At 62.5% G+C, this 14,308-nt stretch carries 12 protein-coding genes; 8 read left to right on the forward strand and 4 right to left on the reverse strand.

All coding sequences use genetic code 11. The features are described from left to right. Window positions 1-65: 65 nt before the first annotated feature. The 8 genes from C6558_RS10035 to C6558_RS10070 all read left to right on the forward strand — a co-directional run bounded on the left by C6558_RS10035 (window position 66) and on the right by C6558_RS10070 (window position 11,624). A complete protein-coding gene (locus tag C6558_RS10035) occupies window positions 66-2,429 on the forward strand; it encodes a LuxR family transcriptional regulator (protein ID WP_107027190.1) in 2,364 nt (787 codons plus the stop codon). A gap of 184 nt (window positions 2,430-2,613) precedes the next feature. Beyond that, window positions 2,614-3,642, forward strand: a complete 1,029-nt coding sequence (locus C6558_RS10040; protein ID WP_107027191.1) for an ABC transporter permease — start codon at window positions 2,614-2,616, stop codon at window positions 3,640-3,642. Then, a complete protein-coding gene (locus tag C6558_RS10045; protein WP_025428505.1) occupies window positions 3,642-4,502 on the forward strand; it encodes an ABC transporter permease in 861 nt (286 codons plus the stop codon). Before C6558_RS10040 ends, C6558_RS10045 begins: the two co-directional genes overlap by 1 nt. Window positions 4,503-4,506: 4 nt before the next feature. Beyond that, entirely contained in the window at window positions 4,507-6,174 is a 1,668-nt protein-coding gene (gene nikE / locus C6558_RS10050; protein WP_025428506.1) for an ABC transporter ATP-binding protein, read from the forward strand. Between the two features lie 49 nt (window positions 6,175-6,223). Then, window positions 6,224-7,783, forward strand: a complete 1,560-nt coding sequence (locus C6558_RS10055; protein WP_107027192.1) for a hydantoinase/oxoprolinase N-terminal domain-containing protein — start codon at window positions 6,224-6,226, stop codon at window positions 7,781-7,783. Further along, window positions 7,776-8,906, forward strand: coding sequence for a DUF917 domain-containing protein (locus tag C6558_RS10060; protein ID WP_025428508.1), 1,131 nt, complete (start codon window positions 7,776-7,778; stop codon window positions 8,904-8,906). Before C6558_RS10055 ends, C6558_RS10060 begins: the two co-directional genes overlap by 8 nt. Continuing rightward, window positions 8,903-9,997 carry a DUF917 domain-containing protein gene (locus C6558_RS10065; protein WP_025428509.1) on the forward strand — a complete coding sequence of 365 codons (1,095 nt, stop codon included), beginning with the start codon at window positions 8,903-8,905 and terminating at the stop codon, window positions 9,995-9,997. The genes C6558_RS10060 and C6558_RS10065 overlap by 4 nt, the downstream gene beginning before the upstream one ends. Window positions 9,998-10,046: 49 nt before the next feature. After that, window positions 10,047-11,624 (forward strand): ABC transporter substrate-binding protein, encoded by a 1,578-nt coding sequence (locus C6558_RS10070; RefSeq protein ID WP_107027193.1) that lies wholly within the window; start codon window positions 10,047-10,049, stop codon window positions 11,622-11,624. A gap of 81 nt (window positions 11,625-11,705) precedes the next feature. Here the strand turns inward: C6558_RS10070 and C6558_RS10075 are convergent, their stop codons facing one another. The 4 genes from C6558_RS10075 to C6558_RS10090 all read right to left on the reverse strand — a co-directional run bounded on the left by C6558_RS10075 (window position 11,706) and on the right by C6558_RS10090 (window position 14,278). Beyond that, complete coding sequence (locus C6558_RS10075; protein WP_128090383.1) at window positions 11,706-11,987, reverse strand: hypothetical protein; 282 nt, start codon at window positions 11,985-11,987, stop codon at window positions 11,706-11,708. A 75-nt stretch (window positions 11,988-12,062) separates the two neighbouring features. Next, on the reverse strand, window positions 12,063-12,788 hold the full coding sequence (locus C6558_RS10080; protein ID WP_025428512.1) for a TfuA-like protein: 726 nt from the start codon (window positions 12,786-12,788) through the stop codon (window positions 12,063-12,065). Next, window positions 12,785-14,035, reverse strand: coding sequence for a YcaO-like family protein (locus C6558_RS10085; RefSeq protein ID WP_082523808.1), 1,251 nt, complete (start codon window positions 14,033-14,035; stop codon window positions 12,785-12,787). The genes C6558_RS10080 and C6558_RS10085 overlap by 4 nt, the downstream gene beginning before the upstream one ends. An 18-nt stretch (window positions 14,036-14,053) precedes the next feature. Then, the gene (locus tag C6558_RS10090) at window positions 14,054-14,278 is read right to left on the reverse strand and encodes a hypothetical protein (protein WP_025428514.1); all 225 of its coding nucleotides are present in this window, start codon (window positions 14,276-14,278) and stop codon (window positions 14,054-14,056) included. Window positions 14,279-14,308: the final 30 nt, after the last annotated feature.

Below are 14,308 nucleotides of genomic sequence, written 5' to 3' on the forward strand. Positions count from 1 at the left end.
AACCCGAGCATCATTGACTAGGTTTCGGCGATAACCGGGCCCAGATCCCGACGGGCAGATAATGAATGGCTGATACGTCCCACGAAGCGATCGACATCCGGCGAGAAGACCTCCTGCGGCGCATCGCAACGGCAGCGGAGCCGATCGTTGTTCTGGACGCCGTTGCGGGCATGGGGAAATCGACGCTGTTGTCCCAGCTGGCGTCGAAGCTTCAATGTCCCATATGGCGATCGGTGCTTCCGCCTGGCGAAGACACCTTCGGCGAGGTGCTGCTCTGGGACGTGCCGTCGGACGTCCATGAGGCCGAAGTTGCTGCCGGCTGGCAGGACGGGGGCCGACGTGTCGTGATTGCCAAACGACCGCGAACCCGGCTTCTCGGCCTCGATCGGGCGATTGCCTATGGCAAGGCGTTCTGCCTCGGTACTGACGACCTCTGCTTCTCGCTCGACGAACTCGAGACGTCTTATGGTAAGACCGAGGCGGCCCGGCTGCTGGCCGAAACGGGAGGATGGCCGTTTCTGGTTGGGCTGCTGGGCCGGCAATCGCGAGACGAGGCGGCGGTCATTCGCTTTCTGGCAGACGATGTCCTGCGCGAAATGGCAGATTCCGAGCTCGTCCAGCTCAGCCTTGCCCAGCAGGCGCCAAAGCCGTTGGCCAGCGCGGAAGAAGCGGTGCCTGCCTATCTGCAGGCAACCGGTATCGGCGGTGTGCTTGCCGCAGCCCTTGACATGGTGCTGGCCGAACGGCTCAAGGATAGCGCCCGCGTACCAGTGATCTCGGCGGCCTATTCCGCGCACGGCATGCAGACGGAAGCGATCCTTGTCTTGCAGCGCGCCGGGCTTCACGAACTGGCAGTTCGCGCCTTCGTTGCGGCCTTCGGGCGGTATTACATCTTTTTCCACGGTTCCGAGGCGTTCGACCGGGTTCTCGCCGGGTTTCCGGCCGAGCTGGCGGCGCAGAACGAAGGCATCGTGACGGCGCTTGCCATGCAGGCGCTGAAGCGCGGCGAGGTCCTGCGCGCGCAGCGGCTGCTTGCCGATTGTTACGGATCGCGCGCCAACAATGTGCTGAAGGTGCTGAGCGACCGTGCAGCGTTCTCGGCGGCCTTCCGCTCCTTCCGCCTGGTGATGCTCATTTACGAGGATGTCGTGCTTGGCGACGACCTGCTGGAGCAATCGACCACGCTTCTGTCGGAATTTCCGCTCGACGCCGATCTGGAGCGCGGCAGCATCTACAATTCGATCCTGGAGTTCTACATCCGGCGACGGCGGTTCGCTGTCGCGCAGGACATCGCCGACCGTGCGCTCTTCCACTATGAGCGTGCTGGCGTGCCGCTCCTGTGTTTCTACATCAACCTGCACCAGGCGATGATGCATCTGATGAGCGGTGACGCGGTGCGGGCGCGCAAGAATGCTGTCGATGCCGCTGAACAGATGTCGCGCGTACCGTTCGACAGCCCCATGGACAAACGACTGCTGGCACTGCTGGAGGCCTGTGTGGAATATGAGGACGGCAAGCCCGAGCCGCTGGCGCGCTTCCTGACCTCCGAGATGGATGATTTCTCGCATGGGGAGATCTGGCCGAGCCTGATCGAATTCGCGCTTCAATACGGCAGCCAGGCGCTGAGCGAGCATTTTTCGATGATTGCGGCACGAGGCTTCCTCGATCGCTGGCGTGCCTATCAGGTCTACAACAGGCAGTTCCGCCTGATGATCGAGGTCCGGGACGCCGTCATTCTTCAAAACGGCAACCGCTGGCAGGAGGCTGCGGAAAAGCTCGCTTCCGTGCAGGCTCGCATCAACAGAACCTGGGTGGAGGCGGCCGTCGACGAACTGACCCGCCTGCAGGACCGCGACGAGATCGCGCTGGCCGTCGTCTGGCTGCGCCACATCGTCTTCGAAATGCCGGGTCGCGTCCATCTCGACCGACAGCTCTCCGCTATGGCCAGCAATCTCAACCTGACCGGCCGTCAGCGATTGTGCATCGAAGTCTGGCAGGCCTATGTCGCCCGCCGCCGGCGCAATCTGACAAGTGCGCGCTCCATCCTGCAGAAGACCTTCGAGAATGCAGCCCGGCTCGGCACCATCGCGCCACTCTCGGAGGAGCGCCAATTCCTGCGCGAGCTGACGGGCGACCGGCGCATCAGCGATTTCCTGCAGACGACGCCCACCGCGCAGCAGATCATGCGGCGCCTGCGCGATACCGGCCTGCCCAACACGACGCTCGGCGAAAAGAATGGCCTGACTCGACGCGAGACGCGTCTGCTGCTGATGATTGCGGAGGGAGCGTCGAACAAGTTCATCGCCCATGCTTTGGGCTTGAGCGAAGCGACGGTGAAATTCCATCTCGGCAATCTCTATCGCAAGCTTGGCTGCGGTCGTCGGCGCGAAGCGATTACCGCGGCAAAGGCACTCGGCGTCATTTCCTGACCAGGTTGCAGCCGGCATGATATGCGCCATTCCTTCGTGGGCCAGAACAAAACCTATACCTTTCTTTTCAAAACCTATCCTTTCAAGCCGTTGTGCAAACGACCCTTTCGGCTTGAAACTGCCCTCGACCGCAAAAAGCGGCAGACAGGCCGGGCGATAACCGGCCGAGGGGAAAGGGTTGCCAATGGGCAATTATTACGTCGCATTGTTTGCGCGGCGCGCGGTCGGCTTCCTCATGGTGCTGTTCGTGTTGTCGCTGATGATTTTCGTCCTCGCCCGCATCGTGCCGGGCGATCCGGCGCGCATGGCGCTCGGTCCGAGCGCAACCCAGGAGCAGGTCGACCAGCTCCGGCAGCGCATGGGGCTCGATGAGCCACTGGTCACCCAGTATGTGAGCTATGTCAGCCATGCGGTGACCGGCGATCTCGGGCGCTCGATCGTATCCGATCGGGAAGTCAGCGCCGATATCGCCACCTTCCTGCCGGCGACGCTGGAGCTTGTGATCGCCACCATCGTCATCATCTTCGCAGTGGCCGTGCCACTTGGCGTATTGACGGCGCGCTACAGAAACAGCTGGATCGACAATAGCGGCCGCTTCTTCTCGCTCATCGGCGTCACCATTCCGAGCTTTCTCTTCGCGGTTACCCTGCAGATCATTGCCGCGGATCATTTCCCTTCCTGGCCCACTCTCGGCCGGGTCGATTTCCAGCTCGGCGCGCCCGCTGGCCCGACAGGCTTCCTGTTGGTCGACAGCCTGCTTGCCGGCCGCCCGGATGTGTTTCTGAGCGCGCTTCAGCATCTGGTCTTCCCGGCGCTGGCGCTGGCAATGGCCGGTATCGGCCAGATCACCCGCATCACCCGCTCGGCCATGATCGATCATCAGCGTCGCGATCATGTGCTGACGTTGAAGTCCTTCGGCGTGCCGGACCGCGTCATCGTGTTTCGCTATCTGCTGAAGCTTTCGTCGATCGCGCCATTGACGATCATAGGGCTCGAATTTGCCTCGCTGATCGGCAACGCCTTCGTCGTCGAAATGGTCTTCTCCTGGGGCGGCTTTGCCTCCTACGGTCTCGACGCCATCCTGCAGAAAGACCTCAACGCCGTCATGGCGGTGGTCCTCGTCTCGGGTATTTTCTTCATCGCCGCCAATCTCGTCATCGACCTGATCATCAGCATCCTTGATCCGCGGCTTCGCTTCAAGGAGGCCCGCTGATGCAGGATACGACCCGCCTGTCCGCCGGCTACATGACCTGGTACCGGTTCAGCCGAAATCCGGCCGCCGTGATCGGCGCGCTGATCGTGCTCTCGGTCATCGCCATGGCCATCTTCGCGCCGCTGATTGCGCGCTTTCCCGAACATGTCGGCGCCGTCGTCGACTTTCGCAACCGTCATATGCCGCCGGATGTCGACAACTGGTTCGGCACCGACAAGGCCGGTCGCGACATCTTTTCGCGCACGGTCTTCGGCTTCCGGGTGTCGCTGCTGCTCGTCATCGGCGTGCTTGGCGTGGCAGTGCCGATCGGCTCGGCGCTGGGCATGATCGCCGGTTATGCCGGCGGCCTGACGGAGCGGCTCTTAACCGGCTTTACCGATATCATGCTAGCGATCCCTCCGCTGGTGATGGCCCTGGCGATCGGCAACGTGCTTGAGCCCAATCTGGTCAATGCCATGCTGGCGATCACCCTGCTCTGGTGGACCTGGCATGCCCGCCTTGTCTATCGCGTCACGAAGTCGATCGCGGCGGAAGACTATATCGAGGCAGCGCGGCTCGCCGGCGCCAGCCACCTGCACATCCTCGCCAAGGAGATCCTGCCGAACTGCATCTCGGTCATCTCGGTGAAGACGACGCTTGATGCTGCCTTCGTCATCCTCTTCGGCGCGACGCTCTCCTTCCTCGGCCTCGGCGTGAAACCGCCGACACCGGACCTCGGCTCGATGGTTGCCGACGGCCGGCAGTTCCTGCCGGAGAAGTGGTGGGAGGTTCTGGCCCCGGGCTTTGCGATCTTCTACGCCACGCTCGGCTTCAACCTGCTCGGCGACGGGCTGCGCGACATGTTCGATGTGGAGGCCTGAGACGATGAGCACTCCTCTCCTCAAGGTCGAAGACCTCAATATCGCCTTCACCACCTATGGCCGCCGCCAGCATATCCTGAAGGATGTTTCCTTCGCGATCGGCCGGGGCGAGCGCGTGGCGCTGATCGGCGAGACCGGTTCGGGCAAGTCGGTCACCTCAAAGGCGATCCTCGGTACGCTTCCGGACAATGCCCGCATCGAAAGCGGCAACATCGAATATGACGGCAGACGGGTGCTCGATATGCCTGGCCGCGAGCGCGAAGCGCTGAAGGGCACGGCGTTCTCGATCATCATGCAGGACCCGTTGTCTTCGTTCAATCCGGTATTCCGGATCGGCCGGCACCTCGACGACGTCATGTATTACGCCGATCGGCGCGATGGCGTCCGAAGCTCGGCGAAAGACCGCAAGCAGCGCATTTTCGAGGTCCTTCGCCGCGTGCAGCTCCAGGATCCGGAACGGGTCTTCGACGCCTATCCCTCGCAGCTTTCCGGCGGCATGCGCCAGCGCGTGCTGATCGGCCTTGCGCTCCTGCATCAACCGCAACTGCTGATCGCCGATGAACCCGGCACGGCGCTTGATGTGACCACCCAGGACGAAATCCTGAAGCTGATCAACCGGCTGGTCGACAGCGAGGGCCTTTCCCTGCTGATGATCACGCACAATCTTGGTGTGGTCCGGCAAACGGCGGATCGCGTCTTCGTCATGCGTCATGGCGAGATCGTCGAAAGCGGCAATCTGCGCCAGATCTTCCAGGCGCCGCGGCAGCGCTACACGATCGATCTGATCGATGCGATCCCGCCGCTTTACGGGTCAAAGGTGGTTGATCAGCCGGTTTCGTCGAATGCGCCGATCATCACGCTCGAAGGGGCCGGGAAGGTCTATGTCGAAAAGCCCTTCCTCGGCCGCATGAAGCGCCACGAGGCGGTCAAGCCGGTGACGCTGTCGGTGCCCGAGGGCGAGATCTTTGGCCTCGCCGGCGAATCCGGTTCCGGAAAGACCACCATTGCCCGCATGGTGATGGGGCTGATTGCGCCGAGTTCCGGCACGATCAGCGTTGGCTCGCCTGCGCAGGCAAGCGCGTCGCAACGGCTGACCCAGATCGTCTATCAGAATCCCGGCACGTCGCTGAACCCCAAACGCACCGTGACGCAGACCTTGGCCGTACCGCTCAGCCATGTCGGTCTTCGCGGCAAGGCAGCGACAGTGCGGATGGAGGAACTGATGGCGCTGGTCAATCTGCCGTCCGCCCACCTCTCGAAATATCCGCACGAGCTTTCGGGCGGGCAGAAGCAGCGCGTGGCGATCGCCCGGGCGCTTGCGGCCGAGCCGAAGATCATCGTTCTCGACGAACCGACGTCGGCGCTCGACGTCTCGGTGCAGAAGCAGGTCATCGCCCTGCTGCAACGCCTCAGGGACGAGCTTGGGTTGACGTATTTCTTCATCTCCCATGACCTTTCGCTGATGCGCAATTTCTGCAGCCGCATCGCCATCATGCTGAAGGGCGAGATCGTCGAGGAGGGGCGCACGGCGGATGTCTTTGCCGACCCCAAGCATCCCTATACCCGCGCGCTCATCTCGGCGATTCCGGTGATGAGCGACGAGGAGGAAGCATTGAAACCAACGGTAAGCGTCGAGGAGAGAGCGCGCTTCCTGGTGAGATCAACGGCCTGAGGCCGAACGAGTAAACAGGGCCGAAGGCCCGCCAACAAGGAGACTGTCCGTGTATCGATTGGGAATAGATGTCGGGGGTACGAACACCGACGCCGTCATCATGGAAGGACGGAGTGTGCTGTCGGGCGTCAAGGCGTCGACGACGGAAGACGTGACGTCAGGCGTCATCGAAGCGCTGGAAGGTGCGATCGCCAAGGCCGGCATCGATCGCTCCAAGATCAGCACCGTGATGATCGGCACGACGCATTTCACCAATGCGGTGATCGAGCGCAAGCACATCAACCATGTCGCCGCCATCCGGCTCGGCCTCCCGGCAACCGCCTGCCTGCCGCCGATGGTCGACTGGCCGAACGATCTCGCCGAGGCCGTTGGCCATCACACCTATCTCGTGCGCGGCGGCTATGAATTCGACGGCCGTGCCATCGCGCCGCTCGACGAAGAGGAACTGATCCGCATCGCCGCCGACATTCGCCTCAAGAATGTCAAGGCCGCCGCCATCACCTGCGTCTTCAGCCCCATTAACGCCGAGATGGAGCAGCGGGCCAAGGCTGTCATCGAAAAACATTGCCCTGGCCTTCCGATCGTCGTCTCCGGCGACATCGGCCGCATCGGGCTCCTCGAGCGTGAAAGCGCCGCCATCATGAACGCGAGCCTGTTGTCGCTTGCGGCCAAGACGGTGGACGCCTTCGCCAAGGCGCTGAAGGATGCCGGGCTTTCCTGCCCGTTCTTCATCACCCAGAACGACGGCACGCTGATGGCGGCTGCCACGGTCAGAAGCTTTCCTGTCCTGACCTTCGCCTCCGGCCCGACCAATTCGATGCGCGGCGCAGCCTTCCTGACCGGCCGCAAGGAGGCGATCGTCGTCGACATTGGCGGCACGACCTCCGACGTCGGCGCGTTGCACCACGGCTTCCCGCGCCAGGCGGCGACAATTGTCGACGTCGGCGGCGTGCGCACCAACTTCCGCATGCCCGATGTGTTCTCGATCGGGCTTGGCGGCGGCTCGCTGGTGCGCGAACTTGCCAATGGCGAGGTTACGGTCGGCCCGCAATCGGTCGGTTATCGCATCGCCAAGGAGGCGCTGGTCTTCGGCGGCCAGACCCTGACGACGACGGATATCGCCGTCGCACTCGGCAAGGCCGATATCGGCGATGCGTCCAAGGTCGCGCATCTCGACCGGGCGCTGGCCGAAAAGGCTCATGCCCGGATCGTGTCGATGCTGGCAAACTCGGTGGAGCGCAGCCGCGTCTCGTCCGATCCGATCCCGGTCATCGCGGTTGGCGGTGGTTCGATCCTGATGCCGGACAGGCTTGGGGATCTGGAGGTCATCCGACCTGAGAATTTCGCCGTCGCCAATGCGGTCGGTGCGGCCATCGCCCAGATCAGCGGCGAAGTCGATCGCGTCTTTGCGCTCGAAAAGGGTTTGACGCGCGAAATCTGCCTGAAGCAGGCGGAGCAGGAAGCGACGGAACGTGCGCTTTCGGCCGGCGCCATCGCCGAAACGATCCAGGTCATCGAGCGGGAGGACGTGCCGCTTGCCTATCTGCCGGGGAATGCCACCCGCATCCACGTCAAGGTTGTCGGCGAAATGGGAGGCTTCCATGGCTGAGCGTGCACTGAAGGCCCTGAACTACGATCCGTCCGATCTCTGGGTGCTCGACGAAGAGGACCTGGAGGCGCTGGAAATCGGTGCCGGTATTCTCGGCACCGGCGGCGGTGGCAACCCTTACATCGGCAAACTGCGGGCGCGACTGGCGATGCGAAGCGGCTATAGCCTGTCGATCCTGCCGCTCGACCGGCTGGCGGACGATGCGCGCTGCATCTCGCTCGGCGGGATCGGCGCACCGGTCGTTGCCTATGAGCGGCTGAAGGAAGGGCGCGAAGGCCTGCGTTGTGTTCGCGCACTCGAAGAGCATCTCGGTATCGCCATCGACGCGATCGTCTGCGAAGAAATCGGCGGCGCCAATTCGATGGAGCCGCTGATCGCGGCCGCCTTTGCCGGCCTGCCGGTCGTTGATTGCGACGGCATGGGGCGCGCCTTCCCGGAAATGCAGATGACCACCTTCTCGATCTACGGTCATCGCTCGACCCCGAGCGTCATGTGCGACCTGCACGGCAATGTCGTCCTGTTCCAGCACGCGGCATCCGAACTCTGGCACGAGCGAATGGCGCGCGCCTGCGTCGTTTCGCAAGGGGGCGCATCGACACTCGCCTCGGCGCCGATGACGGGTGCCTTCCTCAAGAAGTACTCGATCCCGCATTCCTACACCCAGGCGGTCTCGCTCGGGCGGGCAGTGCTGAAGGCGCGGCGCGAGCACGCCGATCCGGTTGCGGCCATCTGCGCCCAGGAAAACGGCCGACAGGTTTTCTCCGGCAAGATCGTCGATCTCGAACGCCATCTGCGTGGCGGTTTCGTCATCGGTGAAGCCAAGCTTGCCGGCATCGATGCCTTCAACGGCGACACCGCCTCGGTGATGATCCAGAACGAAAACCTCGTTTTCAGCCGCAACGGCGAAGTCGAAGTGTCGGTGCCGGATCTGATCATCGTTCTGGATGTCGACAGCGGCAACGCGATCACCACCGAAATGCTGCGCTACGGCCAGCGCGTCGCGATCGTGGCATTGCCCTGCCATTCGCTGCTGCGCTCGGCTGCAGCGCTTGAGGTGGTCGGCCCGAAAGCCTTCGGCTTCGACGACATCACCTTCAAGCCGATCGAGGAGATGCAGCCATGAGCGAGCGGCTCATTACCGCTGCCGACATGGAAGCGATCGCCATCGGCGGTGCCTATCTCGGCACCGGCGGCGGCGGCGATCCCTATATCGGCAAGCTGATGGCCCGAACTGCAATCGAGGCGAACGGTCCGGTTCGCGTGGTTCAGCCCGATGCCATCGCCGATGATGCGCTCTGCGTCCCCGTCTTCATGATGGGTGCGCCGACGGTAATGGTGGAAAAACTGCCACGCGGCGACGAGGCGCTGGAGGCGCTGCGCCAGCTCGAAAGGTTTCTCGGACGCAAGGCCGATGCCCTGATCTGCGTGGAAGCCGGCGGATTGAACTCGACCATCCCGTTTGCCGTGGCCGCCGCAACCGGCTTGCCGCTGATTGACGGGGACGGCATGGGCCGCGCCTTTCCCGAGCTGCAAATGGTGAGCTTTACCATGCATGACATCAGCGCCACGCCGCTGGTTCATGCCGATGACAAGGGCAACAGCTCGATCATCAATGCGGTCTCGAACCTGTGGACCGAACGGCTGGCCCGCGTCCAGGCGATCCAGATGGGCGGCGCCAGCCTTGTCGCCGCCTATCCGATGACAGGCGCGCAGATGAAGGCCGGGATCCTGCGCGGCACGCTCAGTCTCATCAAGGGTATCGGCGAGACGATCGCGGCCGAGCGCGCCGCCAAGCGCCATCCCGGCATTGCGCTTCGCGAGCAGTTCGACGGTCGGCATCTGTTTACCGGCCGCGTCGTCGATGTCGACCGGGCGACGACCGGCGGTTTTGCGCGGGGGAGGGCCCTGCTCAAGGGCATCGACGGTTTTGCCGGCCGCACCTTCGAAGTCGCGTTTCAGAACGAGTTCTTGGTTGCCCGCGGCGATGGGGGACAGGTCATCGCCTCGACGCCGGACCTCATCTGCGCGCTCGACGCCGATGGCGGGCTGCCCGTTACCACCGAGCAGTTGCGCTATGGCCTGACGGTCGAGTTCACCGGACTTCCCTGCGATCGCCAGTGGCGGACGGCCAAGGGGCTCGAACTCGCCGGCCCCGGCTACTTTGGCTACGACCATGCCTACGAGCCGGTCGAGGCGCTCAATCCGGCCGCCTAAGGGCGACTGATTCGAAAACAACGACAATCAACGAAAAGGGAACTGAGACATGAAGAGAACACTGATCACAGGGCTGCTTCTGGGGCTGGTGCAGACAACGGCACTCACCGCCCCGGCCGCGGCTCAGGAGAAGGTGTCGATCGTCGTTAATGCGACGCAGGAATTCGGCACCATCGATCCCGGCAAGATCAACGACTACACGGAATACATGGCCGCCGTGAACCTCTATTCGGGCCTGACGACAGTCAACCCTGATGGCTCCGTGGTGCCGGAGCTTGCCGAAAGCTGGAGCGTTTCAGACGACGACAAGACCTATACCTTCAAGCTGAAGGAAGGTGCGACATTCCAGGATGGCACGCCGGTCAAGGCCTCCGATGTCGTCTACACCGTCAAGCGCCTGCTGGCGATCAACGAAGCCCCGTCCTACCTTTTCACCGATATCGTCGACCCGGCCAAGCTGAAGGTCGTCGACGACCGGACCGTCGAGATCGGGCTGAAGAAAGTCTACGCGCCGTTCATCAGCAACACGCCACTGATCCTTGTTCTCAACGAAAAGCTGATCAGGGAAAACAGCAAGGAAGAGTGGGGGACGGGCTATCTGGCCGATCACCCGGCCGGCGCCGGGCCTTACATGCTCTCATCCTGGCAGCGTTCTTCGCAGATGGTCGTCAATCGCTACGAGGGCTATCACGGCGGCTGGAGCAAGGGTAAGCCGATCGACGAGATCCGTTTCGTCATCACCCATGACGAAGCAACGGTGAAGGCGCTCGCGGCCAAGGGCGAACTCGGCATGTCGGCGCGCGCCCAGGCAAACGAGACCTTCGAGGCGATCGAGAAGATGCCGGGCTACAAGATCCTGCGCGGCACGACGGCAACCGGCTTCTACATCAAGATGAACACCAAGGTGCCGCCGACGGATGATATTCACGTCAGGCGTGCGATTGCGCTCGCAACCGACTATGAAACGGTGCGCAACGTCATTCATCCCGGCGAACCGATGAACGGACCGCTGGCATCCGTGTTCAAGGACGCCTATCTCAACGACCTTCCTGCCCCGGAGTACAACCTGGAGAAGGCGAAGGAAGAACTCGCCAAGTCGAAATATGCCGGCAAGGGGCCGATCAAGCTCAGCCATACCTATGTCACGGGCTTGGCCTTCGAAGAAGATATGGCGCTGCTGATGCAGGCCAATCTGGAGCAGATCGGCATCGAACTCGACATCAAGCCGGAACCGTGGAACCGCATCACCGAACTGGCGGCCAAGGTCGAGACGACGCCGGCGACCACGCAGGTCTTCTACGGCCCGACCTATCCGTCACCCGACAGCGTCTTCTATGTGCAGTATCACTCCAAGGCGAAAGGCACTTGGGCCTCGATGGAATGGCTGCAGGATCCTGAGATCGACGCCCTGATTGACAAGTCACGCGAGACGCTGGACCCCGCCACGCAAAACGATCTTTATAAGGAGATACAGCGCAAGGTCGCCGATGCACAGGCCGATGTATTCCTGACGGTGGAGTCTCAGCGTTATGCAGCAAGCAAATGCCTGCAGGGTTACGCCTATATCCCGATGCAGAGCTGGGACCTGAACTTTTCGCGCTTCTGGTGGGATTGCCAGGCCGATTAAAATGAAAAGCCCTGCTTTGCGGGAGCGCGAAGCAGGGCCCTTTTCTGTGCCACCAGCGAAATTGAAGTCGACCTCGTCTGCTCAGCAGTTTCCGAGGCTGGCGCGGCTCATGAGTTCGTTGGTCAGCAGTGCGGTCTTGTCGCCGCATTCCTCGACTTCCTTAAGCAGCGCGGCGAGCGCCAGCTCGAGGCAATATTGAACACCTTCGACATTCAGTGTGCGCGAAGAATCGCGCGCGTAGGTGACAAGGCGGGCCAGCGCGAGCAGCTCCTTCTCCTTGTCTTCAGGTTCAAAGGACATGGCGATCGAAGATTGCATGATTTTCCCCAGTTCCCTACGGATCGGCCCGATCCGCTTCAACATGGCAAATCATAGCGTGACTTTTTATTGATGCGCGTGACATCAGCGTGACACACGTTGCATGGGAAATCTGCATTCTTAGGATGAAGCGACAAGTTGATTGAGCAACCGCTTCCAAAGGCTTGTAGAATTGAATGCCCAGCCTCCCGGGGCCTTCGTCTTTTGGGCGGGGGCGGAGCGCATAATGTCGAGCAGATCGAGGGCATCGAGGCGCTTTTGGTCTACCGAGCCGGTTGTGAGAAGCGCCTCTATCCGTTTCAAATCCGTGGTGGGTGGAAGGTTGGCACGCGCCACGATCGCCGACCAGTTGCGGTGCTTGTAAAAGATCTCGGCGGACGCCATCCGCAGTTGCGCGGCAGACGCCGCGTCGATCTGTTGGCGTGCGCGCAAATCTTCAAGGGTCGCCACGACATTGACCAGCGGCAGGGTCAAGGGCAGATAGCCCAGTTCCGCCGGGCCATGGAGAAGGGCGACATCGGCATCGTCCTCAAGCTCGCCCGTCGCATATTGCTGATAGATCCTGCCGACGCCGATCATGCCGAAGGTCGCGCATTCGGCGGCGCGAAGCGCGCCCATACTGGCGGCGCCGTAGATGCGCACACCCTCGGATAACGCGAACAGGATCTCCTTGTGCCACACGGGTGCGACCTGTTCGAAGTGACCGTCGACGAGCCCGATGACAGTGGCGCCGTCCTGCGTGGCGCGCAGGATGTCGCCCTGTACGGCTGGCGGGCGCAACACGATGTCGGTGTCGATGAGCGCTTGCGCGTCCGGCAAGGTCGGGCCGGCAAAGAGGATCTTCATGCGACCTCCAGCGCGCGCGACAGTGCCCTTGCGCCAAAACGGCGCTTGCGTGCTCCGTCCGGATTTTCGAGTTCCGGTACGAAGATTTTTATCACGGAGAACGGTAGCGGCGCGGCGAGTAGTGGAACCGCAACGACAGTCCCGATACCGGCGTGCTTCAGCGCTTCGAGCACGTGCTTGAGCAGCGAGTTGGCTCCGTTGCCAGCGACCGAGGCGAGGGGGTTGTGTGCGCCCGGCGCTGCCTCGAACAGTTGCTGCGTCTCGCGCGGCAGCCTGCGTGTGAAGGTTTCCGGAAAAACATCGTCGCGTGCGCCACTAATATACGTGAGACGCGATTGCGCCGCCTCTGTGATGGCGCGGATTGCGGCACGTCGCGGATCGGGATGGGCGCCATGCCCGACGGTGACGTCATGGTAACGCGGCTCTTTCGCCGCCAGAATGCCCGCATCCGCGATAACGGCGGTCAGGCATGGGATGCCGATGTCACTGGTCATGTCGAACAGGCGGAACGTCAGGCCCGCTGCAGCAATGCGGCGCGTCATGTCGTTAATGATGGGATCGTCGAGCAGATCGGCGTCGATGCAGGTGCGCAGTCGCGCCGTCAGGGACAGCAGCCGCCACAGGGTCTCGGCATCGCGTTCGATCCGCTCCAGCAGGCCGTGCAGAACTGCCTCGCTTTCGGTGTTGCCGGAGGCAAGCCCGTCCGACGACTGCCAGTAGCGGCAGCGCTCGAGCGTGCGATCGAGCAGTACCGCCTGAAGTGGAACGAAGGTCGCCTGTTGATCGAGAAGGTCGAAGCCGCGCAGCCACGCCGTTGCTTCGTCATCGTCAAGATCGGCTTCGCCGGCCGCTACAAGGCCCGGAAGGGTGAGCGCTCTTTCGCCCTTTTCCAGCAATGCACGCCGCGTCGCGTGCGTTGTTGGTGCTGACGGGTTGCAGGCGACCGCGCGCTCCAGCGCTTCCATCGCCGCCGATACCTTCGCGTCGATATCGGTGATGCCTTTGCCCTGGTTGATGACGATCGACTTCGCATTCGGCGAAACCGCGTTCCAGACGGGTATGCCGATGCTATCGAGCCCGGTCAGACGGGCAAGCCTGCTGATGCCGAATGAGGGCAACAGACGAGCGACGCGCGCGAAGGTCTCTTCGGGCGCGCAGACGCGGTCGGAGTAATGATCTGCAATGCAGGGACTGTCTGAAATCGGGCGGCTTTCGCTCGCCCGATCTGGATGTGTGGCCGAAACCATGCGCAAGCGCGCTGAGACTCAGCCGTCCATGAACCCGCCGGACACGGAGCCCGCGGAGTTTGCACGCACGGCCAAGTTGACGCCCTTGACCACCGTGGCGCCGGCATTTCTGTGCTCATTGGCCGAAGCCAGGGCGCCCGTGAGCGGATCTACAATGCGTGTGACAGTTCCCGTCCCGAGATCGGCCAGCCACAGGCCATCGTCGCCCTCAACGCCAAATACAACTACCTGAGTCGTCGTCATCATCTTTCCCCTTGTCCCTCATGTGGTGAT

The sequence above is a fragment of the Ensifer sp. NM-2 genome (assembly GCF_003024455.1).
GTDB classification, from domain to species: domain Bacteria; phylum Pseudomonadota; class Alphaproteobacteria; order Rhizobiales; family Rhizobiaceae; genus Ensifer; species Ensifer canadensis.